Consider the following 23,529-nt stretch of genomic DNA (forward strand, 5'->3'; position numbering starts at 1 on the left):
GGTCAAGCCCATTCCCAGGACAGGCCCGCAATGCCCGGCCGGACGTCGGTCAGCACCAGGTGCGCGGTCCGGGAGGCCCCGATCCACAGCGGCGGACCGGGCCGCCGCGGCGCCTGCACGCTGTTCTGGCGGAACGGCACGCAGGTGGCGGGCGGGGCGCCGGCGAACTCCGCCTGCAGCAGGTACTGCCGCACCGGGCGGGTGAACCGGTGGTGGTAGAAGGTCAGTTCCGGGCCGGGCGGGTAGACTGCGGTGTACTCGAGCACGCTGCGCTCGCCCGTCGCGAGCCGCTGGTCCAGCAGCAGTTCGCAGACCGTCGCCCCGGCTTCGGCGTCGACCCGGACCCGGCCGGGTCGGCAGTACCGGACCTCGGCGGGCAGCGCCGGGGCGGACTGCTCGGCCCACAGGAACACCACGCACCGGTCGACCCGGTCGGCCATCGCCTCCACGACCAGCCGGGTGTGCACCCGGGTCAGCCGCCGGTGCTCGTCCACCCGCAGGTGCTCGTGCACGTCGAGGCGGCGCACCAGGCTGTCCGGCGGCAGGTCCAGCTCCGCCAGCAGCGGCCGGTGGCCCGGCCACAGCCGTTTGCGGTCGATGGCCCCCGGTTCCGCCGCCGCTCCCCTGCCCCGCGGCCGGGGCGGGCCGAGCAGCGCGACCAGCGATTCCGGCGGAAGCCCGAGCACCGCCTCCAGCGCCCGCACCGCGCGCAGCGATTCGGCCCGTTCCGGACGGCTGCGGCCGTGGCGCCAATAGCTCAGCGCCGCCCGGCTGACCCGCACTCCCCGTCCGGCGAGCCGCTGCCGGACCTGTTCGAGACTCAGCCCCCGGATGTTCAGCGCGTGGTCGAGGACCTGCGCGAACGTGCCGTGCCGCAGCAGGCTGCGCAACTGCCGGTCCACCGGAGCGATTTCGGCCATCGCCGCCCCCTTCGGCCGATCTTCGCTCCACTATCTGCCGCGGCGCCTGCCCTGTCCACCGACGTCGGAAGGGTTTGCGCGGCTTACCGGGTTTCCGCGGGGACGCTCGTCGCGGCGGCGTGGCAGGCGCCGAAGCCTTCCGCCCGCAGCACAATCTGTCCATTGTGGACCCGGATCGCGGTCTCGGTCGCGTCGCTGACCGCCGAGACCCCGGCCGCGGCGGCCACCGCGCCGGTCTCGTCGACGAGCACGCGCACGTCCGGCCACGCCGATCCCGGACACGACCGCTTCAGCAGGCCGCGCAGATCCGCCAGCACCAGATTGGTCAATGGCACCAGCTCCCCCGGCTGACCCGTCACCACGACCAGCGTGACGTTCTTGGCCGCACGCAACGCTTCTTCCACCGCGGACAGCCGGTGCAGCCCGATCACCGCGACCACTCCGTCGCCGTCGATGCGGATCGAACGCTCGCGCAGGGCGTCGAAAACCTCCGGCGGGGCCCAGGTTTCCCCGACTGCTTTCGCTTGCGGCACGATCGGCGGCTCCGGCCAGGTGTCGGCAAGTCCCAGCGCGGGCAACGCTTCGCACGCGCGCACGACGTTGAACGGCTCCCCGAAACCGGGTGCCGCGGCGGCGAGCTGACTCGCCCCGTGCAGCATCGTCAGCGCCGCTTCCGCCACCCGCACCAGCCGTCCGGACGAGGGTGAAAGGCGCTCCAGCACCAGGCCGAGCACGATCGCGTCGAACCTCAGCAACTGCGCGTATGGCCGGTGGGTGAGTTCGTCGGCGAGAATTTCCGGCAGCAGGTCGACGCCGAGACGCGCGTCCGGATCGGTGGCCAGCGGCAGCCGCGCGACCCACGCTCGGGCGAACGCACCGAGCGCCTCGGCGGGGGTCAGGCCCGGGTCCGGTTCAGGCGGCTGGGCGGCGAACCGTTCCGCTTCGGCGGCGAGCACGGCGAAGTAGAGCGCGCGTTTGCCGGGGAAGTTGGAGTAGACCGCGCCGCGGGTCAGCTCGGCGCGCTCGGCGATCACGTCGATCTTGGCGTCGCGGAAGCCGCGCTCGGTGAACTCCTCGCGGGCGGCGGCCAGCACTTTCGCCCGGTTACGCTCCTGCGTCTGCGCCCTGGTCAGCCGCGCCATCGTGAGTCCTCCCGGTCCGCTTCCTTGCCAAGATACCGTCACCATTCATATGATGAGATCATCTGAAATGACCATCTGGAGGTCGTCCGTGTCCCCCGCACCGCCCGTTCCCGAGCTCGACCTGACCGATCCGGCCGTCACGAGCGACCCGTTCACCGCCTACGGAGCCGCCCGGGAGCAGGGCCCGCTGGCCAAGCTCACCGGCCCCGGCTTCCCGCCGATGTGGGTCCTGACGCGGCACGCCGAAGCCCGCGCGATGCTCACCGACCAGCGGTTCGCCTTGAGCGAGGCCAGTTATCAGCGTCCGGACGTCCCCGAGCACTGCCGTCCCTACCTGCGGACCATGCAGGAAATGGAAGGCGCCGAACACGCCCGGCTGCGCCGTCTCGCCACGCCCGCGTTCGCCGCCCGCCGCGCGCTGGATTTCCGGCCGGAGATCGAGAAAATCGTCGCCCGCTACCTCGACGCACTGCCCGCGGACGGCCCCGTCGACCTGCTGGCCGAGTTCGCCCGGCCGCTGCCGATGGAGGTCATCTGCGCGCTGGTCGGCGTGCCGGAAGCCGAACGGCCGCGCTGGCACGAATACGGCGCGGCGGTCGTGCAGGTGTCCGGCGAGGGGTTCGCCGCCGCCGTGCCCGGGATCATCGACAGCTCGCGGACGCTGGTCTCGCGTCCGGACAGCGCGATGCTGGCGCATCTGACGAGTGCGGGCCTGACCGAAACGGAAGCCGTCGCGCTGGTCTGGCAGCTCGTGCTGGCCGGGCAGACCCCGGCGAATTTCATCGCCAACGCGGTGGAAACCCTGCTGTCGCACCCGGATCAGCTCGAAGTGCTGCGCCGGGAACCGGAACTGTGGCCGGGCGCGGTCGAGGAATTGATGCGCTGGTGCGGTTCGCAGCTGCTGACGATTCCGCGGCGGGCGACCGAAGACCTGGAATTGCACGGGGTGCAGATCCGCCAGGGAGAGCCGGTGACCGCGTCGATCGCGGCGGCGAACCGGGACCCGCGCGTCTTCGCCGACCCGGACCGCTTCGACGTCCGCCGCTCGGCAGGCGCACACCTCGGTTTCGCGCACGGGCCGCATTTCTGCCTCGGCGCGTCGTTCGCGAGGGTGCAGGCGGAGGTGGCGCTGACCGCGCTGCTGGACCGGTTCGCCGGGTTGCGTGTCCTCGAGGCGAAGCGGGTACCCGACCCCGGGACGTGGCGGCTCGCCGGATTGACCGTCGCCTGGTAGCGCCCTCGATCGGGTGAGGTCCCGGCGGTGCTGCCCTGGTCCGGCTACCGTTTTGCCAGGTCAGCACCACACCTCCGGGAGGCCCTCGATGTCCACGCCCATTCCGCCCGTCCTCGGCTTCGCGGTGCTCGACCCGCGGCGCGCGTGGCCGCTCGTGCTCACGCGCGGGATCCTGGGCGTCCTGTTCGGCGTGCTGGCGCTGGTCTGGCCGGGGATCACCGTGCTGGCGCTGGCTTTCCTGTTCGGGATCTACGTGCTGATCGACGCGGCCGGCGCGATCATGCAGGCGTTCCGGCCGGGCGACGGCGCGCACCGGATCGCGTACGCGGTGCTCGGCGTGCTGGGCCTGATCGCCGGCATCATGACGCTCGTGTGGCCCGGGGTGACCGTGCTGGTGCTGGCGACGCTCGTCGGGGCGTGGGCGGTCGTCACCGGGATCATGGAAATCGTCGCCGCGATCCGCTTGCGCAAGCAGATCACCGGCGAGGCGTTCCTGATCGTTGCGGGCGCGCTTTCGGTCATCGCCGGGGTGCTCGTGCTGTTCCACCCGATCGCGGGCGCGTTCGGCGTCGCGCTGCTGATCGGGATTTACGCGGTGATTTACGGGGTAACCCTGGTGGTCCTGTCGTTCCGGCTGCGCTCGCTGGCGAAATCCGCCGATCCGGCGGAACAGCCTCGGTAGGGCGACAATCGAAGCGACCGCATGCGCGAGGGAAGGACCGCCCGATGGTTCAGCAGTACCCCGGCAATTACGGGGAGGACACCCGGCCAGGCATCGACGCAGCGAGGTTGTGGGCAGGCGGCGTGGCCACAGCGGTGGTCGCGGCCCTCGTGGCGGTAGTGGGCCTGCTGATCGCGCGAGGCATCTTCGACGTGCCGGTCCTGGCCCCAAAGGGTGACGGCTTGTGGGGCAAGGCGAGCACGCCGACGTACGCGATCTCCGCCGCGGCGGTCGCCCTGCTGGCGACTGGCCTGATGCACCTGCTGAGCGTGGCGACCCCGGCGCCGGGCCAGTTTTTCGGCTGGATCATGGTGCTGGTGACAGCCATCGCGGTGGTCCTGCCGCTCACCCTGACGGTGGGATTGGAAGCGAAAATCGCGACGGCAGCGATCAACCTGGTGATCGGGCTGGTGATCGCCTCGCTGGTGAGCAGCATGGCGGCGAGTGCCCGGACGTTGCATCGGCGGAAGCGGAACAGCCGGGCGGAGCAGCAGCCGCCTCCGCCTACGCGGCAGTGGCCGGAGGGGCCGACTACGTATTACGACCGCTGAGCTAACGCTTCCGAGGCGGCCGAACCGCCTCCGCGATCGCGTCCAGCACCCGGGTCGCCAAATCCGGGTCCGACAGTTCCGGCAGTGGCTGATCCACCGGCGCGAGCGTCGTCAACGCGTGCGCGCAGGCCCGGTGCACGTCCACCGGGTCAGACCCGGCCAGCCCCCGCCGCAGTGCTGCGAACAATCCCGGCAGCGGCAGCAAGAGCGTGCTCCGTTCCGGTGGCACCAGCGCGGAGCCCTCGAACTCCCCCACCGCATCGACCACCACCGTCGCGTGCCTCGCGACTTCCCGCAGCGGAAACCCGGCCGCGTCGTCGCGTCGCCAGGCCACCACGTCGCCGACTCCGGACGCCACCAGCAGCGGCACCAGCAACGGCATCGCGTCCGAACCGGCCACGACCACCTTCGCGTCGAACGGCGCGACCTGCAGCCGTCGCGACCGGATCAGCACCGCTGCGGTCAGCACGATCGCGGCGGCTTCCTCCTCGGTGACGACCGGCAGCGTCAAGGTCAGTTCTCGTTGTGCTGCACGGGCTTTCGCCGGTTCCACTCCAGTCAGATACACCACCGCGACCTCGTCCGGCAACGAGCGCAAGGCCGCCGCCAGCTCCGCCGCGTCGCGCGAACGCACGGTGAACGCCGACGTCGGGACACCGGTGTGCTCCTGGATCGCCCGTGCGTCCGCCTGCATCCGCGACTGCCCGTCTTCCCCGACGATCGCCAGCCCGGGACGCGTCCAGCTCATCGACCAGACTCGCCGAGGTCGACGTCGTTCTGCTGCGCGATCTCCCGCAGTTCGGCCAGCCTCTCGCGATGGCCCTCCGCCTCGTCCTCGCCGGCGTGCTCCAGCGCCTGCTGCGCCGCCGCGATCCCCCGCTTCAGTTCCCGCACGAATTCGCTCGTCACATCGCCTCCGTTGGTCTCAGCCGCGCGGGGAACGCGAGCTGTCCGCATGCGCGGTGCGCAGGTCGTCGAGCAGTTCGACCTGGCCCGACAGAACGCCGGTCAGGATCTCGCGCGCGACCGCCAGCAGCTCCGCGACCTGCGGGCTGATCAGCGAGTAGTAGACGCTCGACCCTTCCTTGCGCGTGGTGACCAGCCCCATCCGCCGCAGCACCGCGAGCTGCTGCGACAGGTTCGCCGGCTCGATCCCGACCTCCGGCAGCATCTCCGCGACCGCGTGCTCGCGCTGCGACAACAGTTCCAGCACCCGGATCCGCGCCGGATGGCCGAGCGTCTTGAAGAACTCGGCTTTCAGCTGGTAGAGCGGTCTGCTCACGGGTGCCGCCTTCGGTCCGGGTCCGCCCTCATGACCGGACGGGTTCAGCAATTGCAAATATTAGCAATTGCTGAACCCGTGGGGCTCGTCAGCTTCCCTCCGGAGCGAACTCGGCCGCGTGATCGGCCACCCACTGGGCGAAAGTCCGCGCCGGAACCCCGGTGACGTCCTCGACCGTCGTCGTCGGCCGGTCGGGTTCGCGGCCAGCCAAGCGGGCAAACGCGTCGAGCATGGCGTCCGCGTACTTCGCCGGAATCCGCTGGAGAAGAAGATCGCGCGCAACCTCCCGCGGCACCTCCTCCCAGCGAGTCCCCCGGCCGATCACCTCGCCGATCACCCGGACCTGCTCGACCTGCGTGAGCGCAGCGGGCCCAGTGAGGTCGTACTTCGCCCCGACATGCCCTTCGGAAGTCAGCGCAGTCACCGCGACCGCCGCCATGTCGGCTTCGTGGATGAGCGTGGAGTACACCGAACCGTAAGCCCCGCGCACGACGCCGTCCGCGCGAATTTGCGATGCCCAGCCAAGGGTGTTGGTCGCGAACCCGTGCGGTTGAAGGAACGTCCACTCCAGACTGGTCCGCTCGATCGCCTTCTCCACCGCGCGATGAACCCGACTGATCGCGTCATCCGAGTCCCCGCGCGCCGCCGCCGACGAGAGCAGCACCAGCCGACGAGCACTGCCCGCGATGGTGTCGGCGATTGCCTCGGCCGGGTCGCCGGAAATCAACGGCCACATCAAGAAGACCGAGTCCACCCCTCGCAACGCGGCCCGCAGACTGTCCAAATCAGACAGATCACCGGGAACGACTTCAACGCTGGGTGGCAGATCGGCCTTCTCCGGCCGCCGAGCCAACGCACGCACCGGAAGACCGCGCTCGGCCAACTGGACGGCCACCTGACGGCCGACGTTGCCGGTAGCGCCGATCACCAAAACAGTCACGGGTCGTACCTCCTTGTGTCGCAGTGAAGCTCACCGTAGGTTCTGGGCTAACTTTTGGTAAGGACGCACCGTGGGGTAAGCTCCGGACATGGGAGTAGGCACCGAGGCAGGACGCCGCACCGCCCCGGACCCGGGTGACGCGTTCAACAGCGACTGCCCCGGCCGGACGGTGCTCGACCACGTGTGCAGCCGCTGGGGCACGCTGATCCTGCTGTCCTTGCGCGATCGTCCGGCGCGCTTCTACGAACTGCGCGACACGATCGGCGGAATCAGCGAGAAGATGCTGTCGCAGAACCTGCGCACCCTCACCCGCGACGGGTTGATCCATCGCGAGGTGGAGCCCGCTACGCCGCCCAAGGTGACGTACTCGCTCACGGAGCTTGGGCAGGAACTGGCGACGCCGCTGGAGGGCCTGCTGGAATGGGTCCGCGTGCGGGCGGTGGATGTGGTGAAGGCACAGCGAAGGCATGATCGGCAGCACAAGCCTTCGACCTGACTGCGTGCTCGCTGCGGCAGTGCTTGCTCAGCTGGATCAGTGCCAAGACGTGCACGAAGTCTTCGACGAGATCCGGCTTCGCCCGGGAATGCGGCTTCGGCAACGTCAGCCGCGCAATGGATCGAGGCTCGCTACGGCTGGCCGATGGCCGCGGGATGGGCGGTCGCCATCGAAGAGCACGCCGACGGCGAGGAGCCACTGAACTCCGTGTGCGCGCTCGACGCGGTGTTCAGACGGCCTGGCTGCTCTGACGGCCCGGCTGCTCTGACGGCCTGCAAGAGACCTGATCATGAGCAGCCAGAGCCGCCCGAACTGCCGGGGGGAAACGTCAGCCCTTCAGCAACTGCCGAGCCATCACCAGGCGCTGGATCTGGTTCGTGCCCTCGTAAATCTGCGTGATCTTCGCGTCCCGCATCATGCGTTCCAGCGGGAAGTCGCGCGTGTAGCCGTACCCGCCGAGCAGCTGGACCGCGTCCGTTGTCACGCTCATCGCCACGTCCGACGCGTGGCACTTGGCCGCCGCGCCGAAGAACGACAGGTCGTCGTCGCCTCGTTCGGACTTCGCGGCCGCGGTGTACACCATCTGGCGCGCCGTCTCGACTGCCATCGCCATGTCCGCCAGCATGAACTGGATGCCCTGGAAATCCGCGATGTGCTTGCCGAACTGCTTGCGCTCCTTGACATATCCCAGCGCGTGGTCCAGCGCGCCCTGCGCGATGCCGACGGCCTGCGCGGCGATCGTCACGCGGGTGTGGTCCAGCGTCTTCAGGGCGATCTTCAGGCCCTGACCCGGCTCGCCGACCATGCGGTCGCCCGGGATGCGGACCTGGTCGAACAGCAGTTCACGCGTCGGCGAGCCCTTGATGCCCAGTTTCTTTTCCTTGGCACCGAAGGAGAACCCCGGGTCCGACTTCTCGACCACGAAGGCGCTCACGTTGGCGCCGCGGCGACCGTCGGGGTCGGTTACCGCCAGGACCGTGTAGTACTCGGAGAAGCCCGCGTTGGTGATCCACGACTTCTGTCCATTGAGGATCCAGTCGTCGCCGGAAGGGGTGGCGCGGCAACGCATCGAGGCGGTGTCCGAGCCCGCGTCGCGTTCGGACAGTCCATACGAGAATCCCGCTTCGCCCGAAGCCAGCGGGGGCAGGTACTTCGCCTTGACATCCTCGTTCGCGGCCAGGATCAGCGGCAGGCTGCCGAGTTTGTTCACCGCGGGGATGAGCGAGGACGAAGCGCACACGCGCGCCACTTCCTCGATCACGATACAGGTGGCCAGCGCGTCGGCACCGGCGCCGCCGTATTGCTCCGGCACGTGCGGGGCGTGGAAGTCCGACGCGACCAGTGCGTCGTAGGACGCCTTGGGGAATTCTTCGCGCTCGTCGGCCTCCGCGGCGTGCGGGGCGATCTGCTCTTCGGCGACCGCGCGCACGGCTTCGCGGATCGCTTCGTGGTCTTCGTTGATTTTGAACAGGTCGAAGCTCATCGGGTTCTCCTCTCCGGAACTCAGTAGGTGTAGAAGCCGCGGCCGGTCTTGCGGCCAAGCAGGCCGGCGTCGACCATGCGGGCCAGCAGCGGCGGCGGCGCGTACAGCGGCTCCTTGAACTCCTCGTACAGCGATTCCGCGACCGCCTTCGTGGTGTCCAGTCCGATCAGGTCGGCCAGCGCGAGCGGGCCCTGCGGGTGCGCGGCGCCGCGCACGAGGCCCTCGTCGATGGCTTCCTTCGTCGCGAAGCCGGACTCCAGCATGCGCACCGCGGCGAGGATGAACGGGATCAGCAGCGCGTTCACCACGAATCCGGCGCGGTCCTGGCACAGGATCGCGTGCTTGCCGAGGGTCTCCTCGGCGAACTTCCGCGCGCGGTCGGTGGTCTCGTCGCCGGTGAGCAGGCTCGGCACCAGCTCGACCAGCGGCAGCACCGGGACCGGGTTGAAGAAGTGGATGCCGAGCACCTGCGCCGGGCGCTCGGTCGCGGTGCCGAGCTTCATGATCGGGATCGACGACGTGTTGGAGGCCAGCACCGCGTCCGGCGCGGCGACGATCTTGTCCAGCTTCGCGAACAGCTCCGCCTTGACCGCCTCGTTCTCGACGATCGCCTCGACGACGAGCGTGCGGTCGGCCAGGTCGTCGAGGTCCTCGGTGATCCGGATCCGGTCCAGCACCTCGGCCGCGGACGCGATCTTCCCCTTGCGCTCGGCCCGCCCCAGCGACGCCTCCAGCCGCGCCCGGCCCGCGTCGGCGGCCGCCCGGCTCGATTCGACCGCCACGACGTCCAGCCCGGCCCGGGCGCACACCTCGGCGATCCCCGCCCCCATCTGGCCGCAGCCGACCACGCCGACGAGCTCCACGTGCCTCACCCATCCCTCCGGTACTTGGTTTCATGATAACGGTACTCAGTACCGGCGAGTAGGCGAGAGCGGGGTGGCCCACCTCACCCTGCTCCCGCGCGGCCGCGTCCGATTAGGCTGGCCGCAGCGTGCGTGCGAAAGGTGGCCCGATGCCCGAGAAACCGGCCAAGCAACGGCTGACCGAGGCCGCGTTCGCGCTGTTCGAGGAACGCGGCTACGACCAGACGACGGTGGACGACATCACCGACCGCGCGGGCGTGGGGCGCAGCACGTTCTTCCGTGCGTTCCGGTCCAAAGAGGACGTGATCTTCCCCGACCACGAGGTGCTGCTGAGCGCGATCGAGGCCCGGCTGGCCGGATCCGACCCGCGCACGGCGATCGTCGCGGTCACCGAAGCCGCGCGACTGGTGCTGCGGCATTACGTCGCGGAAGGCGACCTCGCGCTGGCGCGCTACCGGCTCACCCGCAGCGTGCCCGCTCTACGCGCGCGCGAAATCGCGGGCACGCGGCAGTATCAACGGCTGTTCCAGGAATTCGTCCACCGCTGGATGGGCGGCGGCGAAGAAACCGCGCTGCGCGCCGAACTCATGGCAGCCGCGGTGGTGACGGCGCACAACCACGTCCTTCGGCGATGGTTGCGGGGGCAGGCTGCGGATCCGGAGGCGGCCTTCGACGCTGCGATGGCGGACACTGTCGCGCTGTTCGGCAATACTGGTGAGACGGAGACGACGGTGGTCGCTTTCCGGACGGGCAAAGACCTTTCCGCGGTGCTGCCGGGGTTGCGCAAGCTGCTCGGTGACGAGGGCACGCTCGGCTGAACGGCTACCGCGCCTGGTCGCTCACAAGCAGCGTTCGATGCCGCGATGGCGAGACGGAGACGGCGGTGGTCGTTTCCCTACGAGCAAAGACTTTCCGCCGTGCTGGCCGTCGGCGACGAGGGCACACTCGGCTGAACGCGTACCGCGCCTGGTAGCTCATAAGCAGCCACAGACGTCGAGACGGAGACGACAGCAGTCGCGTTCCGTACCGGCAAAGACCCCTTCCGCCGTGCCGCGCGGCTACCAGGCCTCGTCGAACCGCACGCCAGCCTCGTACCAATCCTCGTCGCTCACCTGGCGCTCCGGTTCCGCGGAACGTTCGGGGTCGGAGGTGCGGTTGCGGAGGTAGTCGCCCTCGCCCTGCACAGCCGAAGCGGCCGCCGGGTTCCGCGAGACCGCGGGCTTCTCCGGCGCGGCAGCGGGTTTCGGCTCGCCAGGCGCGGGAGACGGCCTCGGCTCGGCGGGCGGAGCGGGTCGCCGGGGAGCCGGAGTCGCGGGCGCGGCTTCGGGGGTGAACCCGGCCCGCCACTTCAGGCGGTCCATCACGTATCCGCGGGTGCCGAGCGGAGCCAGCAGCGCCGCCGTGCGGTTCGCCGATTCCCGTTGCGCTTCGGCGTACGTGCGCAGCACCAGCGCGGCCAGCTCGTCCGGCGGCAGATTCCGTACTGTGCCGGACAGTTTCAGTCCCGTGAGGACACCGTCGGTGTTGACCGTGGCGGTGACCGCGTTGCCGGGCGAGGACGCCTCGACCGACAACGCGGACAGAGCCTGGATCAGTTCTTCCGGACTGGGCACGTCAGTCCATCGTGGACGGCGACAGCGGCTGCGACACCGAACCGTCCGGCGCGATGTCGACGTTCCGGTCCCGGACCCGCTTTTCGGTGCCCTTCGGGGTGTTCGAGGTCTCGAAGTTGGCCGGGTCGAACGAATCGCCGGGGCTGACGTCGGGCGGGTTCGGCACCGGGGGCAGGTTGACCGACTTCTCGTGGATCTTGTCCGCCAGCCTGCCCGCCGATTCCTGCATGTGCGAACGGATCTTGTCCACGCCGCTGAGGAAGCTCTGGAAGATGTCGTCCGCGTTGTCGCCCTCGACCTTCGCCGAGGCCTGCGCCGTCACCTCGGTGAGCCCGGCGCCCGCACCCGCGACCGCGGCCTGTGCGCCGACCGCGCTCATCGACAGCCCGCCCGCCGCGGCCACGGCTCCGCCCGGGGTGGCGACCACGGCGAGCATCCCGACCAGAGCGCCGGTGAACGCCACCGCCGCCACCTTGGACCAGGAGATTTCGCCTTCCTTGGCCTTCTCCTTCTGGTACTTCTCGGCGGTTTCCCGGAACGTCAGCGCGAGCGAACTGAGGTCGTCCCGCGCGGCCCACACGCCGTCGCGGGCGGCGACGATGTCGCTCTCCACGACCGTGATCTCCGCGGCGAGCGCTTCGTAGGCCTCCGACAGCCGGTCGAGGTAGGTCTTGACGTCCTCGGCCGCGTTGCCGCGCCACGAGCCCAGCAGTTCCTTCGCCCGGCGCAGTTCGGTGATCGACCCGCGGCTGAGGTTCTTCCACACCGGCTCGTACGAGTTGATCATCGACTGCAGGCCGCCGCCGGTGTCCTTGAGGTCGGCCTCGGAGAACTCCCGGAAGACCTCGGTGACCTTGTCCTGGTACGACTCGTACAGCTCTTTGATCGCGGAGAACTTGAAGAACTCCGCGTAGCGCAGGAATTCCAGCCCGTCGAGCGCGTCGTTGGCGCCCTTGTGCAGATCCTCGCTGATGCCTTCGAGCAGTTCCGCGCGCGGACGCCCGTCCGAGCCGCCGCTGAGCCCGAAGTAGTCTTCCTGCTCGCTCACGTCAGCGCACCTCTCCGCCCGCGCGCCGCACCGCGGACTGCGCCTCGGCGTCCGACGCCTCGTACAGCTCCGCCACGCGCTTGAGCGCTTCGCTCGCCTGATGCGTCGTGTAGGCCAGCTTCGCGAGCGCTTCCTCGACCTTCGCGCGGTGGTTCTCGTACGCCGCCGCGATCTTGGGCATGCCGAGCGATCCGCCGAACGCGGTGGTCGGGCCGCCGCCGAACAGGTCGATCGAGCCGATGATGGCGGCCGGGCCGACCGCGTCGGGCAGGTCCAGCCTGCGCACTCCGCCGCGCGCGGTCTCCGCCGCGTCCCCGGCGTTCGCGACGAACCCGCTCGCCTTGCGCAGGTCGTCGAGGTCGGTTTCGAAACCGATCATGAAACTACCCCCAGTCGTGTGAACCGTGACCCTACCGGGCGAACGGTATCCCTTCCGACTCATCGGACACCGGGGAGGTTCACGGCATTCCCGTGAGGGCGGTCACACCGCGGGCCGGACTCAGTCCGAAGTGGACCCGACGGCGCTTCCGCGGCGGTCGGCCCGGCGCGGGAACCACGGCACGATCGGCGAGACTCGCCGCTGGTAGTCCGCGTACTCGGGGTAGCGGCCGAGGGTGATGCTCTCGGTGAAGATCGTCGAGCCGATGAACAGCGCCGTCAGCAGGACCGCGCCGGCGATCGTCCAGGTGACCGCGCCGGCCGCGGAGACGCCGATCAGGAACACCAGCCACCACTGCGCTTGCTCGAAGAAGAAGTTGGGGTGCCGGGAAAACCGGAAGAGCCCGGTCTGCGCGAACCGCGGTTCGGGAGTGCGCCCGGCGGCGGTCTCGCGCTTCTTCCACTGGTGGAAGTTCCATTGCTGCTGGTCCGCGATCGTCTCGCCGGCCAGGCACGCGAGGAACACGACGGCCAGCACGATGTCGGCGGTGCCCAGCGGAGTCTGATGGTCGAGCGCGGTCCACGCGGGAAGAGTGATGAGCAGCAGGATCACGTTCTGGTAGAGCGTGATGAAGAAAAGGTTGAACAGCTGGAACTGCCACGGAGCCATCCGGCCGCGCAGCACCGCCCAGCGGTAGTCCTCGCCACCGGGCGCGTAGCCGCCTTTGCGGCCGTAGTTGAACGTGAGCCGCGCGCCCCACAGGAACACGAGCGCGAACAGCAGGTTCAGGCGCGCGTCCGCGAACCCCGCGTGCCCGGCGAAGATGCCGACGTAAGCCACCGGGACGACCGACCAGATCCGGTCCACCCAGGAGTACTCCCTGGTGAGCACCGACAGCAGCCAGCAGCCGGCGCACACTCCCGCGAACACCCAGAGGCACACCTGGAACGCGTTCATGACCGCGACTGTACTGCCGAAATCGCCGCTGCGACGCCCTACAATCCGCCGATGGGCACCACGACGGCGAACCTGCCCCTGCGCGAGCGCAAGATCGACATTTTCTTCGCCGTGATCTTCTCGGCGTTCACGGTGACATCGCTGATCAGCGACCTGCTGCCGACGGTCGGCGTCGACTTCTCGCGGCCGACCGGCAACTTCTTCGTCGACTCCAACTACTGGTACGCCCACGACGCCGACCCGCTCTTCATGCACCCGCCGGACTGGATGCGGATCGTCACCGGCCTGTCGGCGTTCGTATACCTCCCGTTCTACGTCGTGCTCGTCTGGTGCCTCGTCGCGGGCCGCAACGGGATCCAGCTGTTCGCGGTGGTCTACGCGACGATGATCGTCACGCTCACCGGGATCGTCGTGTTCGGCGTCGAGTTCTTCGGCGCCCCGGCGACGCGCACCGGCAACCCGGCCAAGTTCCTCGCGTTCAACCTCCCCTACGTGCTGGTTCCGTTGCTGCTGCTGGTGCGGATGCGCCGTCCGCTGCCGTTCACGCGGCGGTTCTGACCGCTGCGGCCTTCCGCAGCACCCGTTGTCGACGGCTCGTATAGGCCGCGACCGAACCGCACAGCATTGCCAGGAGCGCGACCGAAACCAGTACCTCCGACACCGACCTCACCAGCAGCGAAAGCACCAACGGGCCAGCCAACCCGCCGAGCCGGTTGAAGAACGACACCGACCCTGCGACCCGCCCGCGCAAGCCGTCATCGGCCACATCGGCGGCGACTGGCAGGAACACCGCCGCCATCGTGTTGACGCCTAGCAAGGCGACCGTCAGCACCGCAGCCGACAGCCACGGCACAGCTACCGCCCATCCCGAGACCGCGAGCGCCAACAGCAATATCGCGACGCAGACGGCCAGCCGCACCGTGACGCCGGTCGGGCCGAAGCGGCGGTAGCCGAGGACCAGCAGTCCCGCGCACAGCACCATCGCCACCGCGGATCCGGTCAGCAGGGCGTTCGCCGTGGTCAGCGGGAGGCCGCCGACGCGGGACAGGGTCGGCACCCAGGTGGTCAGGCCGAATGTGGTCAAGCCGATCGAGAAGGCGAACACCCATTGCAGGCGGGTCGTGAGCGTGTTCCGGGCCAGCCAGTTGTCCTCCGACGCGGCGGGCTCGCGGGTGCTCCGCTGATCCGGGATGACGGCTGCCGCGGCGGCCAGCAGCAGTCCGGTCGGCGCGCCGATGAGCCACAGCACCCGCCAGCCGAAGACGGGCTCCAGCCACAACGCGGAACCGGACGCGACCAGGTAGCCGATCGCGGTCGCGAGGATCGACAGGCCGGTGACCGCCGCTCCCCTGCCCGGCCCCGGGAAGAGGTCGCTGAGCACCGTGATCAGCATCGGAGCCAGCCCGCCGACGGCGATGCCCATCAGGAAGCACATCACCACGTTGCCGCCGAAATCCGGCATGGTGCCGCACATGCTCGTGGCGGTGAACCCGAGCGTGGCGAGCAGATAACAGGCTCGACGGCCGATGCGCTCGGCCAGCCTGCTGCACAGCAGCGCGCCCAGCGCGGTGCCGGACAGCCCGCTCACCGCCAGCAGCGACGCGGTCGAGGCGTCGATGCCGTATTCCGTGCGCAGGCCGGGGATGACGAACCCCAGCGTCGACGTCTTGCTGATGTCGATCGTGAGCGCGGCGGTGGCGACCGCCGCGATCGTCCGCCTTCCCCGGACCGTGTGCGGAGGCAGGACAGCCGGGACCGCACCCTGCCGCGTCCGGCCGAGGACGAGCGCGGCTCCCAGCGCGAGGAGCAAGGCCGCGCCGGCGACGAACATTTCCGGCATGTCGGCCAGCGCCATGCCGTGCAGCCGCCGGCCGGCTGTCGAACCCGGTGGACCCATCGCGTCCATCGAGTCCATTCCGGGCATCGTGAAAGCCCGGAAAAAGCCCATTGCCGAAGCGACCACGACCACCGCCGCCGCCAGCGCGAGCACTCCCCGCCAGCTCGTGCGAGCCGGCCCCGAAACTGTCGTCATGCCTCCAACTTCTCATCCGGGCGCGCGTTCCGGCATCTTCAGTTTTGCGGTCCTGTCCTCAGTTTTCCTGAAGCACCGAAAGAATATTCCGCGCCGGATCGCGGAACCACGCGATCAGTGGTCCACCGAGCCGGAAAATGCCTTTTTCGTCGACGCCGTCGAACGGTTCGAAGGAAACCCCGGCCGCGCCGAGGTCCGCGACCGCCTGGTCGATGTCGTCCACCGGGAAGTTGAGAATCGTGTACTCAGCCGGAACGTGCTTGTCGCCCTTCGGGTAGACGAGGACTTCACGCCCTTCGGCGAGACGCAGCCGCAGCATCCCCCAGTTTTCAGTGACCTCGATGCCGAGCGTCTCGGCGTAGAACTTCCGCGCGGCCGGGATGTCGTCGACGGAGAAACCGCTGAATGCCTTGCTGGTGTCGAACATTTTTCCTCCTGGATAATTGTCAGTGCCGAGGGCGGTAAGTCACGCAGAGGACGCCATTGCCGAACGTCCGGGAAGCGACGAGTTCGAGGTCAGCCCGGGAAGAAGCCGTCGAGAACAGCCGCTCGCCCGAACCGAGCACGATCGGGTGGATCAGCAGGTTCAGCTCGTCGAGCAAGCCCGTCAGCAGCAGCGACCGCACCAGCCGCGGACTGCCGGGAATGTGGATGTTCTTGCCCGGCTTGCTCTTCAGCGCGGTCAACTCGGCCGCTACATCAGGGCCGAGCAGCGTCGAACCGCTCCAGTTCACTTCGGTGAGCGTGCTCGACACGACGTACTTCGGGGTGTTGTTCAGGAACGCGGCCATCGGCGACGAGTCGCCCAGCGCGGGCCACATCCGGGCGAAGTCCGCGTAGGTGTTCCGGCCGAGCAGGACGGCGTCCGATTCGGCGATGCCGGCGCGGATCACCTCGTCCGCCTCGTGGTTCAGCATCATCCACTCCGGCGGCGACTCGGTCACCCCGTCCAGCGACGCCGACAGTCCGGCCACGATCTTCCGCACGGCTATGCTCCTTCTTCAGCTGACCTGGACACGGGGGACGTCGGAGCCGGAATCCGCGAGGCGACAACCGGCGGCGAAAAAGTTTTCGGAGGGGGCCGTCGTGCGGTACCTGATCATGATCCACAGCAACCCGCGGTTCCGGGCGCTCTGGGAGGAGTTCTCGGACGAGCAGAAGGCCGCGTTCGGCCGGAGCCACCTCGCGCTCGACCGGGCGCTCGAGGAGTCCGGCGAGCTGGTGCTCAGCGACGGGCTGGCCGATCCCGCCGAAGCCAAGTGCGTCACCGTGCAGGATGGCAAGGCGGTAGCGAGCGACGGGCCGTTCGCCGAGGTCAAGGAGCATCTGGTCGGCTTCTACCTGGTCGAATGCGAGAGCATGGAGCGGGCGCTGGAGCACGCCGCGCGGGTGCCGGACGCGCTGTACGGCAAGGTCGAGGTACGGCCGATCCGCAACGTGAAAGAGCTGGATCTCTGACTCCCCCGGCCGGTTTCGAGCAGCTCCTGCGCGACCTCTCGCCGCAGGTGCTCACCGCCGTCTGCCGCCGGTTCGGCGATTTCACGCTTTGCGAGGACGCGGTGCAGGAAGCGCTGTTGTCGGCTGCGGTGAAATGGTCGGAGCAGGGCCTGCCGGACAACCCCAAGAGCTGGCTGATCACCGCGGCCGCACGCCGGCGCATCGACATCGAGCGCAGCGAGTCCGCCCGACGGCACCGCGAGCAGACGGTCGCCGCGCTGGCGGTGCCGCAACCGGAACTGGCCCCGGCTGAGGACGACACGCTGACCCTGCTGATGCTGTGCTGTCACCCCGAACTCGCCAAACCGTCGCAGCTCGCGTTGACGCTGCGCGCGGTCGGCGGCCTCACCACCGCGGAGATCGGCCGGGCGCTGCTGGTTCCGGAGAAAACCGTGAGCCAGCGGATCAACCGGGCGAAGAAACGGCTCAGCGGGGCCCGGTTCCGGATGCCGCCGCCGGGCGAACGGGCCGACCGGATGGCCGCGGTGCTGCAGGTGCTGTACCTGATCTTCACCGAGGGGCACACCGCCAGTTCCGGGACCGCCGTCAACCGGGTCGAGCTGACCGCGGAGGCGATCCGGCTGACCCGGCAGCTGCACGCGCAGGTCCCCGATAACGGCGAGGTCGCCGGGCTGCTGGCGCTCATGCTGCTCACCGACGCCCGGCGGCCCGCGCGGACCCGGCCGGACGGCGCCTCGGTGCCGCTGGCCGAGCAGGACCGCAGCCGCTGGGACGCCGCCGCGATCGCCGAAGGGCTCGACCTGATCGGGAAAACCCTGGTCACCGCCCAGCTCGGGCCGTATCAGCTCGAGGCCGCGATCGCCGCCGTGCACGCCGAGGCGGCCCGCGCCGAGGACACCGACTGGCCGCAGATCCTCGCCCTCTACGACCTGCTGCTCGCCCTCGCGCCGAGTCCGGTCGCGGCGCTGAACCGGATCGTCCCGGTCGCGATGGTCCACGGCGCCCGCGAAGGGTTGCGGCAGCTGGACGAGATCGCCGGACTGGACGAACACCACCGCGTCGACGTCGTGCGCGCGCACCTGCTCGACCTGGCGGGCGAACCCGAGCAAGCTCGGGGCTATTACCGTTCCGCGGCACGGAAAACGCTCAGCGTTCCCGAGCGGAGATACCTGGAATCCCTTGCCGCGCCCGGGAAATCGCCCTAGCTGGCCGCCCGAGCCATCGACGGCGGACGCAGCGCGCCCGGGTCCGGCAGCCGCATCGGCACGGTGTCCGCGTGGTACTCGAAGTGCCACCATTCGTTGTCGTAGCGGCGATACAGCCGGTACTCCGCCCCATGCTCCTCCAGCCACGCCGCTCCTTCGGTCGGGCGTACGTCGAGCGCTGTGCCCCGGACGTGTGCCGACTCGTGCGGTGGCAGCACCCGACGCCGGGCCGAGGTGACGGAGCCGGTGCGGTGTACCTCTTCGGCGAACAGCCGGTGCTGGTGCGCGGCGTCGCGGTGGCCCGAGGTGAGGCCGATGAGCTGGTGGTCCCGCCAGAATGCCTCGGCGCGCGCCGCGGTGAAGGCCGCGCGGGCCGGTTCGCTCAAGCCTGCCAGGTCCTCGGCCGGGTAACGCATCGCGAGCGCCCACTGGCAGGCCAGGTAGCGGCCGCGGCCGGGCGAACGCAGGAACGCGGCCGGGAGCAGCGTCAGCGCCAGAAGGCGGGTGACGGCCGCGAAGACCCGGGGCCGGCGAAGCGACTCGATCATGAGGTCCACTTTCGGGCCCCAGTGTGCGCGCACTGCGCTCGGAGTTTGACAGCTCTGTAACAGTTCGCCGCGGCGGCGCTGTTACCGAACGATGACACGGCACGCACCACGCGGGGATCCGGGCCGGGCAGGCTGGGCTCCGGCCGTCCGCTGTGGACTGTCCGGGCGGCCGGACGGGCGGACTGCGATAGTGGGAGACATGCCGAGGGTGCTGCTGATCGAAGACGACCAGGCCGTGCGCGACGGCCTGCGGCTGGCCCTGACCTACCAGGGCCACACGGTCGACGCGGTGGAGACCGGCGAGGAAGGCCTCGCCCGGCTCGCCGGGGACCCGGCCGACGTCGTGGTCCTCGACCTCATGCTGCCCGGGATGGACGGCTTCGAGGTCTGCCGCCGCATCCGCGCCGCCGGCGACCTGCCGATCATCATGCTCACCGCCCGCAACGACGACATCGACGTGGTGGCCGGGCTCGAAGCCGGAGCCGACGACTACGTCGTCAAACCCGCGCAGGCCCGGGTGCTGGAGGCGCGCATCCGCGCGGTGCTGCGCCGGACCGGCGGCGAACCGCGCAGTGCGGACGCGAAACCGGGTCCGGAACGGCACGGCGACCTGACGATCGACCGTGAAGGCCTCGTGGTCAGCAAGCACGGCACGGTGATCGGGCTCGCGCCGACCGAACTGAGGCTGCTGCTGGAACTGTCGTCGGCGCCCGGGCGCGTGCTGAGCCGTCAGCAGCTGCTCGAATCCGTGTGGGACCAGGGCTATCTCGGCGATTCGCGGCTCGTCGACGCGTGCGTGCAGCGGCTGCGCGCGAAGATCGAGGACGACCCGGCGAAACCGGTGTACGTCCAGACCCTGCGCGGTTTCGGCTATCGCTTCGGGCCGCTGTGACCGGCTGGCGGCTGCGCGGGCTGCGCACCCGGCTGCTGGTGGCGTTCGCGCTGCTGAGCGTGTTCACCGCGATGGCCGTCGCCGGGATCGGCTACGTGCAGGCGAGGAACGGGATCCTGCAGCGCACCCAGGACAACGCCGCCACCGAGATGACGAACCAGCTCAAGCAGCTGTACCCGCTCCCCCGGCAGCCGGTGGACACGAGCGCGCTGCAATCGGTCGCCGACCGGCTGAACGGCCGGAAAACGGCCGCGCTGGTGACGAGCGGCGGCCACAGCGCGGGCGACATGCCCGCCTCGGTGATCACGCCGGAACTGCGGGCGGTCGTGCGGTCCGGGCGGGTCGCGTGGCAGCGCGTGGACGTCGGCGGCGTGACACAGCTGCTGCTGGGCTCGCCGTTGCTGATCTCGACCGGCGACCGGCGGAATCCGACGATCCCGTCCGGCATCGAGATCTACGAACTGCGCAATCTCGACGCGGAAATCGACGCGGTGAACCGCCTGGCCAGGGACGCGTGGCTCGCCGGCGGGGCCGCGCTGGTGGTGGCGTTGATCCTCGCCGTGCTGGCCGCAGGCAGCGTGTTGCGGCCGGTCGGCGAGCTGCAACGCGCGGCGCGCAGGCTCGGCGCGGGCGACCTCGACGCCCGCATCGCTGTCCGCGGCAGTGATGAACTGGCGAGCGTCGCCGAGACGTTCAACGCGACCGCCGACTCGCTGCAACGCCACGTCGGCGAACTGCGCCGGATGGAAGCCGACGCACGACGGTTCGTCGCCGACGTGTCACACGAACTGCGCACGCCACTCGCCGCGATGACCGCGGTCACCGACATGCTCGATGCCGAAGCGAAGCGGCTGCCGGACGCTGCGGGCGAGGCGGTGCGGCTGGTCAGCCAAGAAACCCACAACCTGACGCGGCTGGTGAACGACCTGATCGAGGTCACCCGTTTCGACTCCGGCACCGCTTCGCTCGAGGTGGACGACGTCGACGTGGCCGAGGCGGTTCGGGCGACACTGCGAGCGCGGGGCTTCGCCGTGGAGACGGATATGCCGGAAGGAATCCGGGCCCGGGTCGATCCGCGCCGGCTCGACGTCATCGTGGCCAACCTCGTCGGGAACGCGTTGCGGCACGGCGCGGAGCCGGTGACCGTGCGGTTGCGGGGCGACCAGGCGGGGGTCACGCTCACCGTCGAGGATTCCGGCTCCGGCTTGGACGAGGAGGTGCTTCCGCACGTGTTTTCCCGGTTCTACAAGGCGGACACCGCTCGCAGCCGGTCGGAAGGGAGCGGGCTCGGGCTCGCGATCGCCTGGGAAAACGCGCGGCTGCACCACGGGGAACTGACCGCGGGCAACCGGCCCGAAGGCGGCGCGGTGTTCACCTTGCGGCTGCCTCGGGAGGTGCGACGGTGAAACGGTGGCTGGCGCTGCTCGCGGTCTTGGTGCTGGCGAGCGGCTGCGGGGTGCGGCCCAGCGGGGTGATCCCCGGGGAGAACGCGCCCAGCGGTCCGCCGAACGGGAACAACGCGCACACGGCGACGGTGTATTTCGTGCTGAACGGCAAGGTCGTTCCGGTGGTGCGCACCGGTATCGGCGACGTGGCCGCGGACCGGGTCCGCGCGCTGGAGCGAGGGCCGGACGAGGACGAACGGGCCAGCGGTTACACGACGGAGCTTCCGCCGTCGTTCGAACCGATCGCCATCGGGGTCTCGGACGCGGAGATCGGCGTGAACGTCCGGGAACTGTCGCCGAACGCGGTCGCGCAGATCGTGTGCACGGTGGTCGCGGCAGGCGGGGGCGGGGAGTCCGGAACGGTCGCGCTGTCCGGCGGGGGCCAGGCGCTGGAGCCGCGGGCCTGCGGCGGATGACTCAGCCGCGGGGCTTCATCGCGGACGCGAACACCACCGCCACCAGGCACAATGCCAGCGGAAGCAGGAACGCGACGTTCAGCGGCACCCAGTGCGCCAGTCCGCCGATGATCGCCGGGCCGGCCAGCAGTCCGACGTAGCCGACGCCGACCACCCGCGCCATCAGCGCCCCGGACGCGCGTTTGTCCAGGTTGCCCGCCGCGGTGAACAGCTGAGGGACGCCCCCGGACAGCCCGAGCCCGAACAACGCCCAGCCGCACAACGACAGCGGCACCCACGGCGCGAGCGACGCGATCGCCAGTCCCAGCGCGGCGAGCCCGCTGCCGTAACGGACCACCGCGACCGGTCCGGCCAGCGCGGCGACCCGGTCGGTCGCGAACCGGCCGACGGTCATCGCCACCGCGAACGAACCGTAAGCCAGGGCGGCGGTGCTTTCGGACGTCCCCAGCCCGTCCCGGAGATACAGCGCGGCCCAGTCGTTCGCGACGCCCTCGGACAGCATCAGCGCGAAAGCCAGCAGACCGAGCAGCCACACCACGCGCATCGGGGTGCGGGCCGGTTTGGCTTCCTCGGTGGTTTCTTCGGCGGTCTCCTCCGACGAGTCGAGCAAGTACCGGCGGACCACCAGCGAAACCACGATGCACAGGACTCCGGTACCGCCGAGCGACACGAGCGTCGGCACTCCCGCGCCAAGCACCGCCGCGCCGACGACGGCCGCGATCGCACCGCCGATCGACCACATCGCGTGGAAGGCGGCCATGATCGGCCGCGGATAAGCGCGTTCGACGACTACCGCGTGCGCGTTCATCGCGACGTCGAGGGAGCCGTTGAAGAACCCGAACGCCGCGAGCGCGAGCCCGAGCGTCCACCAGTTCGCCGCGAACCCCGGCAGCACCACCGCGACCCCGACGAGCACCCCCGCGACGGACACCACCCGCGGATGCCCGAACCGGTCCGCGAGCGGGCCGGTGACCTGCATCCCGATCAGCGCCGATCCGCCGAGCACGAGCAGCAGCGCCCCGAGCGCGGTGTGCGAGACGCCGGTCGCGCGCTCGATCACCGGGATGTGCACCACCCACATGCCGACCGCGAACCCGCACAGGGCGAACACGATCCAGGTGCCGACGCGCGCCGCGCGGGGCAGCACCGGGGGCGGGGAAAGCTCGGTCATCGGGCTCGGCTCCTCTTCGGGGGTCGGGTCCAGTCAGGAACACGGGTGCGGGACGCGCTGGGGCATGATGGGCGGGTGGAAGCCGAACCGATCGCCGCCCCGTGAGCGAGGGCTACCTGAAGGGCAGAATCCGCCGGGACGACATCGTGTCGGCGGCCGCCGCGGTGTACGGCGAGGCCGGCTACCACGGTGCGTCGCTGCGGGAAATAGCCAAACGAGCAGGCATCACCCACGCCGGCTTGCTGTACCACTTCCCGACGAAGGAAGCACTGCTCGCGGCAGTCCTGGAACGCCGCGACGCCGAGGACGCCGTCCGGGAACAACTCTCCGCCCCGCCCGGCCTGGAAGTCCTGCGCCGCTTCATCGCGCTGGCCGAATACAACATCCGCCACCGGGGCATCGTCGAGGTGTACTCCCGCCTCGCCGCCGAAGCCGTGTCGGAAGACCACCCCGCACACGCCTACTTCGCCCGCCATTACCGCGAGGCCCGCGAGAGCATCGCCCAGTCGTTCCGCGCGCTCGCCGAAACAGGCGAGCTGCGCCCCGGCACGGACCCGGACTTGGCGGCACTCACCTTCATCGCACTGATGGACGGCCTCCAGGTCCAGTGGCTCACCACCCCCACGCAAGTAGATGCAGTCGGTTCCCTCCGCCTCTCTCTGCAAACTCTCCTGACCGTCCCCCTGTTCCCGAACTAAAGCAAAACACCACGATCAGCCCAAACACCGCACAA

The 23,529-nt window shown here is 69.9% G+C and carries 29 protein-coding genes; 12 read left to right on the forward strand and 17 right to left on the reverse strand.

The window, feature by feature from the left end:
- Nucleotides 1-2: 2 nt before the first annotated feature.
- The gene (locus FKO37_RS34245) at nt 3-920 is read right to left on the reverse strand and encodes a transcriptional regulator (RefSeq protein ID WP_037818629.1); all 918 of its coding nucleotides are present in this window, start codon (nt 918-920) and stop codon (nt 3-5) included.
- Between the two features lie 83 nt (nt 921-1,003).
- Nucleotides 1,004-2,062: a TetR/AcrR family transcriptional regulator gene (locus tag FKO37_RS34250; RefSeq protein ID WP_238607219.1), complete on the reverse strand. Its 1,059-nt coding sequence runs from the start codon at nt 2,060-2,062 to the stop codon at nt 1,004-1,006.
- A 67-nt stretch (nt 2,063-2,129) separates the two neighbouring features.
- On the opposite strand from FKO37_RS34250, the gene FKO37_RS34255 reads away from it, so the two are divergent.
- The 3 genes from FKO37_RS34255 (at nt 2,130) to FKO37_RS34265 (ending at nt 4,568) form a co-directional block, all read left to right on the forward strand.
- Nucleotides 2,130-3,296, forward strand: a complete 1,167-nt coding sequence (locus FKO37_RS34255) for a cytochrome P450 (protein WP_238607220.1) — start codon at nt 2,130-2,132, stop codon at nt 3,294-3,296.
- Between the two features lie 88 nt (nt 3,297-3,384).
- Entirely contained in the window at nt 3,385-3,978 is a 594-nt protein-coding gene (locus tag FKO37_RS34260) for an HdeD family acid-resistance protein (protein ID WP_238607221.1), read from the forward strand.
- Between the two features lie 44 nt (nt 3,979-4,022).
- Nucleotides 4,023-4,568 (forward strand): DUF6069 family protein, encoded by a 546-nt coding sequence (locus FKO37_RS34265; RefSeq protein WP_037818625.1) that lies wholly within the window; start codon nt 4,023-4,025, stop codon nt 4,566-4,568.
- Nucleotide 4,569: 1 nt separating this feature from the next.
- On the opposite strand, the gene FKO37_RS34270 is transcribed toward FKO37_RS34265, so the two are convergent.
- The 4 genes from FKO37_RS34270 to FKO37_RS34285 form a co-directional block, all read right to left on the reverse strand.
- Nucleotides 4,570-5,316, reverse strand: coding sequence for a hypothetical protein (locus FKO37_RS34270; protein WP_238607222.1), 747 nt, complete (start codon nt 5,314-5,316; stop codon nt 4,570-4,572).
- Nucleotides 5,313-5,477 carry a hypothetical protein gene (locus FKO37_RS34275; protein ID WP_158714566.1) on the reverse strand — a complete coding sequence of 55 codons (165 nt, stop codon included), beginning with the start codon at nt 5,475-5,477 and terminating at the stop codon, nt 5,313-5,315. The genes FKO37_RS34270 and FKO37_RS34275 overlap by 4 nt, the downstream gene beginning before the upstream one ends.
- Nucleotides 5,478-5,493: 16 nt before the next feature.
- Complete coding sequence (locus tag FKO37_RS34280) at nt 5,494-5,850, reverse strand: helix-turn-helix transcriptional regulator (RefSeq protein WP_037818621.1); 357 nt, start codon at nt 5,848-5,850, stop codon at nt 5,494-5,496.
- Between the two features lie 88 nt (nt 5,851-5,938).
- The gene (locus FKO37_RS34285; RefSeq protein ID WP_238607223.1) at nt 5,939-6,790 is read right to left on the reverse strand and encodes an NAD(P)H-binding protein; all 852 of its coding nucleotides are present in this window, start codon (nt 6,788-6,790) and stop codon (nt 5,939-5,941) included.
- Between the two features lie 88 nt (nt 6,791-6,878).
- Here FKO37_RS34285 and FKO37_RS34290 point away from each other — a divergent pair, with 88 nt between their 5' ends.
- Nucleotides 6,879-7,286, forward strand: a complete 408-nt coding sequence (locus FKO37_RS34290; protein WP_134663452.1) for a helix-turn-helix domain-containing protein — start codon at nt 6,879-6,881, stop codon at nt 7,284-7,286.
- Between the two features lie 328 nt (nt 7,287-7,614).
- Here the strand turns inward: FKO37_RS34290 and FKO37_RS34295 are convergent, their stop codons facing one another.
- Nucleotides 7,615-8,769: an acyl-CoA dehydrogenase family protein gene (locus FKO37_RS34295; RefSeq protein ID WP_134663453.1), complete on the reverse strand. Its 1,155-nt coding sequence runs from the start codon at nt 8,767-8,769 to the stop codon at nt 7,615-7,617.
- Between the two features lie 20 nt (nt 8,770-8,789).
- Nucleotides 8,790-9,641: a 3-hydroxybutyryl-CoA dehydrogenase gene (locus FKO37_RS34300; protein WP_205669953.1), complete on the reverse strand. Its 852-nt coding sequence runs from the start codon at nt 9,639-9,641 to the stop codon at nt 8,790-8,792.
- Between the two features lie 140 nt (nt 9,642-9,781).
- Here FKO37_RS34300 and FKO37_RS34305 point away from each other — a divergent pair, with 140 nt between their 5' ends.
- Nucleotides 9,782-10,450, forward strand: coding sequence for a TetR/AcrR family transcriptional regulator (locus FKO37_RS34305; protein WP_037818612.1), 669 nt, complete (start codon nt 9,782-9,784; stop codon nt 10,448-10,450).
- A gap of 240 nt (nt 10,451-10,690) precedes the next feature.
- Here FKO37_RS34305 and FKO37_RS34310 read toward each other — a convergent pair whose 3' ends face one another.
- From FKO37_RS34310 to FKO37_RS34325, 4 genes are all read right to left on the reverse strand, one after another.
- A complete protein-coding gene (locus FKO37_RS34310; protein ID WP_238607224.1) occupies nt 10,691-11,245 on the reverse strand; it encodes a YbaB/EbfC family nucleoid-associated protein in 555 nt (184 codons plus the stop codon).
- Between the two features lies 1 nt (nt 11,246).
- Nucleotides 11,247-12,293 (reverse strand): hypothetical protein, encoded by a 1,047-nt coding sequence (locus FKO37_RS34315; RefSeq protein WP_134663455.1) that lies wholly within the window; start codon nt 12,291-12,293, stop codon nt 11,247-11,249.
- A 1-nt stretch (nt 12,294) separates the two neighbouring features.
- On the reverse strand, nt 12,295-12,672 hold the full coding sequence (locus tag FKO37_RS34320) for a hypothetical protein (RefSeq protein WP_037818608.1): 378 nt from the start codon (nt 12,670-12,672) through the stop codon (nt 12,295-12,297).
- 120 nt (nt 12,673-12,792) lie between these two features.
- Nucleotides 12,793-13,629 carry a DUF1295 domain-containing protein gene (locus FKO37_RS34325; RefSeq protein WP_238607225.1) on the reverse strand — a complete coding sequence of 279 codons (837 nt, stop codon included), beginning with the start codon at nt 13,627-13,629 and terminating at the stop codon, nt 12,793-12,795.
- A 51-nt stretch (nt 13,630-13,680) separates the two neighbouring features.
- Here FKO37_RS34325 and FKO37_RS34330 point away from each other — a divergent pair, with 51 nt between their 5' ends.
- A complete protein-coding gene (locus FKO37_RS34330) occupies nt 13,681-14,187 on the forward strand; it encodes an emopamil-binding family protein (protein WP_238607226.1) in 507 nt (168 codons plus the stop codon).
- Here the strand turns inward: FKO37_RS34330 and FKO37_RS34335 are convergent.
- Genes FKO37_RS34335 through FKO37_RS34345 form a run of 3 tightly spaced genes read right to left on the reverse strand, consistent with a single transcriptional unit; the run spans nt 14,171 to nt 16,647 of the window.
- Nucleotides 14,171-15,661 carry an MFS transporter gene (locus FKO37_RS34335; RefSeq protein WP_238607227.1) on the reverse strand — a complete coding sequence of 497 codons (1,491 nt, stop codon included), beginning with the start codon at nt 15,659-15,661 and terminating at the stop codon, nt 14,171-14,173. The two genes, FKO37_RS34330 and FKO37_RS34335, sit on opposite strands and share 17 nt — an antisense overlap.
- A gap of 58 nt (nt 15,662-15,719) precedes the next feature.
- The gene (locus FKO37_RS34340; protein WP_037818603.1) at nt 15,720-16,088 is read right to left on the reverse strand and encodes a VOC family protein; all 369 of its coding nucleotides are present in this window, start codon (nt 16,086-16,088) and stop codon (nt 15,720-15,722) included.
- A 19-nt stretch (nt 16,089-16,107) separates the two neighbouring features.
- Nucleotides 16,108-16,647, reverse strand: a complete 540-nt coding sequence (locus FKO37_RS34345; protein ID WP_037818602.1) for a dihydrofolate reductase family protein — start codon at nt 16,645-16,647, stop codon at nt 16,108-16,110.
- 100 nt (nt 16,648-16,747) lie between these two features.
- Here FKO37_RS34345 and FKO37_RS34350 point away from each other — a divergent pair, with 100 nt between their 5' ends.
- Nucleotides 16,748-17,119, forward strand: a complete 372-nt coding sequence (locus FKO37_RS34350) for a YciI family protein (RefSeq protein WP_037818702.1) — start codon at nt 16,748-16,750, stop codon at nt 17,117-17,119.
- Nucleotides 17,116-18,324 carry an RNA polymerase sigma factor gene (locus FKO37_RS34355; RefSeq protein ID WP_037818701.1) on the forward strand — a complete coding sequence of 403 codons (1,209 nt, stop codon included), beginning with the start codon at nt 17,116-17,118 and terminating at the stop codon, nt 18,322-18,324. Before FKO37_RS34350 ends, FKO37_RS34355 begins: the two co-directional genes overlap by 4 nt.
- Here the strand turns inward: FKO37_RS34355 and FKO37_RS34360 are convergent.
- A complete protein-coding gene (locus FKO37_RS34360) occupies nt 18,321-18,872 on the reverse strand; it encodes a D-alanyl-D-alanine carboxypeptidase family protein (RefSeq protein WP_238607229.1) in 552 nt (183 codons plus the stop codon). The genes FKO37_RS34355 and FKO37_RS34360 overlap by 4 nt on opposite strands.
- 199 nt (nt 18,873-19,071) lie before the next feature.
- Between FKO37_RS34360 and FKO37_RS34365 the strand changes: the two genes are divergently transcribed.
- From FKO37_RS34365 to FKO37_RS34375, 3 genes are read left to right on the forward strand one after another with little or no spacing between them, the layout of a single operon-like run.
- A complete protein-coding gene (locus FKO37_RS34365; protein ID WP_051172386.1) occupies nt 19,072-19,764 on the forward strand; it encodes a response regulator transcription factor in 693 nt (230 codons plus the stop codon).
- Nucleotides 19,761-21,170, forward strand: a complete 1,410-nt coding sequence (locus FKO37_RS34370) for a sensor histidine kinase (protein ID WP_238607230.1) — start codon at nt 19,761-19,763, stop codon at nt 21,168-21,170. The genes FKO37_RS34365 and FKO37_RS34370 overlap by 4 nt, the downstream gene beginning before the upstream one ends.
- Nucleotides 21,167-21,625 (forward strand): hypothetical protein, encoded by a 459-nt coding sequence (locus tag FKO37_RS34375; RefSeq protein ID WP_238607231.1) that lies wholly within the window; start codon nt 21,167-21,169, stop codon nt 21,623-21,625. The genes FKO37_RS34370 and FKO37_RS34375 overlap by 4 nt, the downstream gene beginning before the upstream one ends.
- Before the next feature lies 1 nt (nt 21,626).
- On the opposite strand, the gene FKO37_RS34380 is transcribed toward FKO37_RS34375, so the two are convergent.
- On the reverse strand, nt 21,627-22,796 hold the full coding sequence (locus FKO37_RS34380) for an MFS transporter (protein ID WP_134733379.1): 1,170 nt from the start codon (nt 22,794-22,796) through the stop codon (nt 21,627-21,629).
- 101 nt (nt 22,797-22,897) lie between these two features.
- Here FKO37_RS34380 and FKO37_RS34385 point away from each other — a divergent pair, with 101 nt between their 5' ends.
- Nucleotides 22,898-23,494, forward strand: a complete 597-nt coding sequence (locus FKO37_RS34385; protein WP_134663465.1) for a TetR/AcrR family transcriptional regulator — start codon at nt 22,898-22,900, stop codon at nt 23,492-23,494.
- The last annotated feature ends 35 nt before the right edge of the window (nt 23,495-23,529 follow it).

It is taken from the genome of Amycolatopsis sp. Poz14 (assembly GCF_006704225.1).
Lineage (GTDB): Bacteria > Actinomycetota > Actinomycetes > Mycobacteriales > Pseudonocardiaceae > Amycolatopsis > Amycolatopsis nivea.

What these genes read in the sequence shown, in the direction of transcription:
- FKO37_RS34335 (WP_238607227.1), bottom strand. Translation starts at nt 15,661, where the DNA reads ATGACGACAGTTTCGGGGCCGGCTCGCACGAGCTGGCGGGGAGTGCTC.
- FKO37_RS34295 (WP_134663453.1), bottom strand. Translation starts at nt 8,769, where the DNA reads ATGAGCTTCGACCTGTTCAAAATCAACGAAGACCACGAAGCGATCCGC.
- FKO37_RS34250 (WP_238607219.1), bottom strand. Translation starts at nt 2,062, where the DNA reads ATGGCGCGGCTGACCAGGGCGCAGACGCAGGAGCGTAACCGGGCGAAA.
- FKO37_RS34265 (WP_037818625.1), top strand. Translation starts at nt 4,023, where the DNA reads ATGGTTCAGCAGTACCCCGGCAATTACGGGGAGGACACCCGGCCAGGC.
- FKO37_RS34320 (WP_037818608.1), bottom strand. Translation starts at nt 12,672, where the DNA reads ATGATCGGTTTCGAAACCGACCTCGACGACCTGCGCAAGGCGAGCGGG.
- FKO37_RS34255 (WP_238607220.1), top strand. Translation starts at nt 2,130, where the DNA reads ATGACCATCTGGAGGTCGTCCGTGTCCCCCGCACCGCCCGTTCCCGAG.
- FKO37_RS34305 (WP_037818612.1), top strand. Translation starts at nt 9,782, where the DNA reads ATGCCCGAGAAACCGGCCAAGCAACGGCTGACCGAGGCCGCGTTCGCG.
- FKO37_RS34245 (WP_037818629.1), bottom strand. Translation starts at nt 920, where the DNA reads ATGGCCGAAATCGCTCCGGTGGACCGGCAGTTGCGCAGCCTGCTGCGG.
- FKO37_RS34365 (WP_051172386.1), top strand. Translation starts at nt 19,072, where the DNA reads ATGCCGAGGGTGCTGCTGATCGAAGACGACCAGGCCGTGCGCGACGGC.
- FKO37_RS34380 (WP_134733379.1), bottom strand. Translation starts at nt 22,796, where the DNA reads ATGACCGAGCTTTCCCCGCCCCCGGTGCTGCCCCGCGCGGCGCGCGTC.
- FKO37_RS34360 (WP_238607229.1), bottom strand. Translation starts at nt 18,872, where the DNA reads ATGATCGAGTCGCTTCGCCGGCCCCGGGTCTTCGCGGCCGTCACCCGC.
- FKO37_RS34290 (WP_134663452.1), top strand. Translation starts at nt 6,879, where the DNA reads ATGGGAGTAGGCACCGAGGCAGGACGCCGCACCGCCCCGGACCCGGGT.
- FKO37_RS34340 (WP_037818603.1), bottom strand. Translation starts at nt 16,088, where the DNA reads ATGTTCGACACCAGCAAGGCATTCAGCGGTTTCTCCGTCGACGACATC.
- FKO37_RS34330 (WP_238607226.1), top strand. Translation starts at nt 13,681, where the DNA reads ATGGGCACCACGACGGCGAACCTGCCCCTGCGCGAGCGCAAGATCGAC.
- FKO37_RS34325 (WP_238607225.1), bottom strand. Translation starts at nt 13,629, where the DNA reads ATGAACGCGTTCCAGGTGTGCCTCTGGGTGTTCGCGGGAGTGTGCGCC.
- FKO37_RS34270 (WP_238607222.1), bottom strand. Translation starts at nt 5,316, where the DNA reads ATGAGCTGGACGCGTCCCGGGCTGGCGATCGTCGGGGAAGACGGGCAG.
- FKO37_RS34260 (WP_238607221.1), top strand. Translation starts at nt 3,385, where the DNA reads ATGTCCACGCCCATTCCGCCCGTCCTCGGCTTCGCGGTGCTCGACCCG.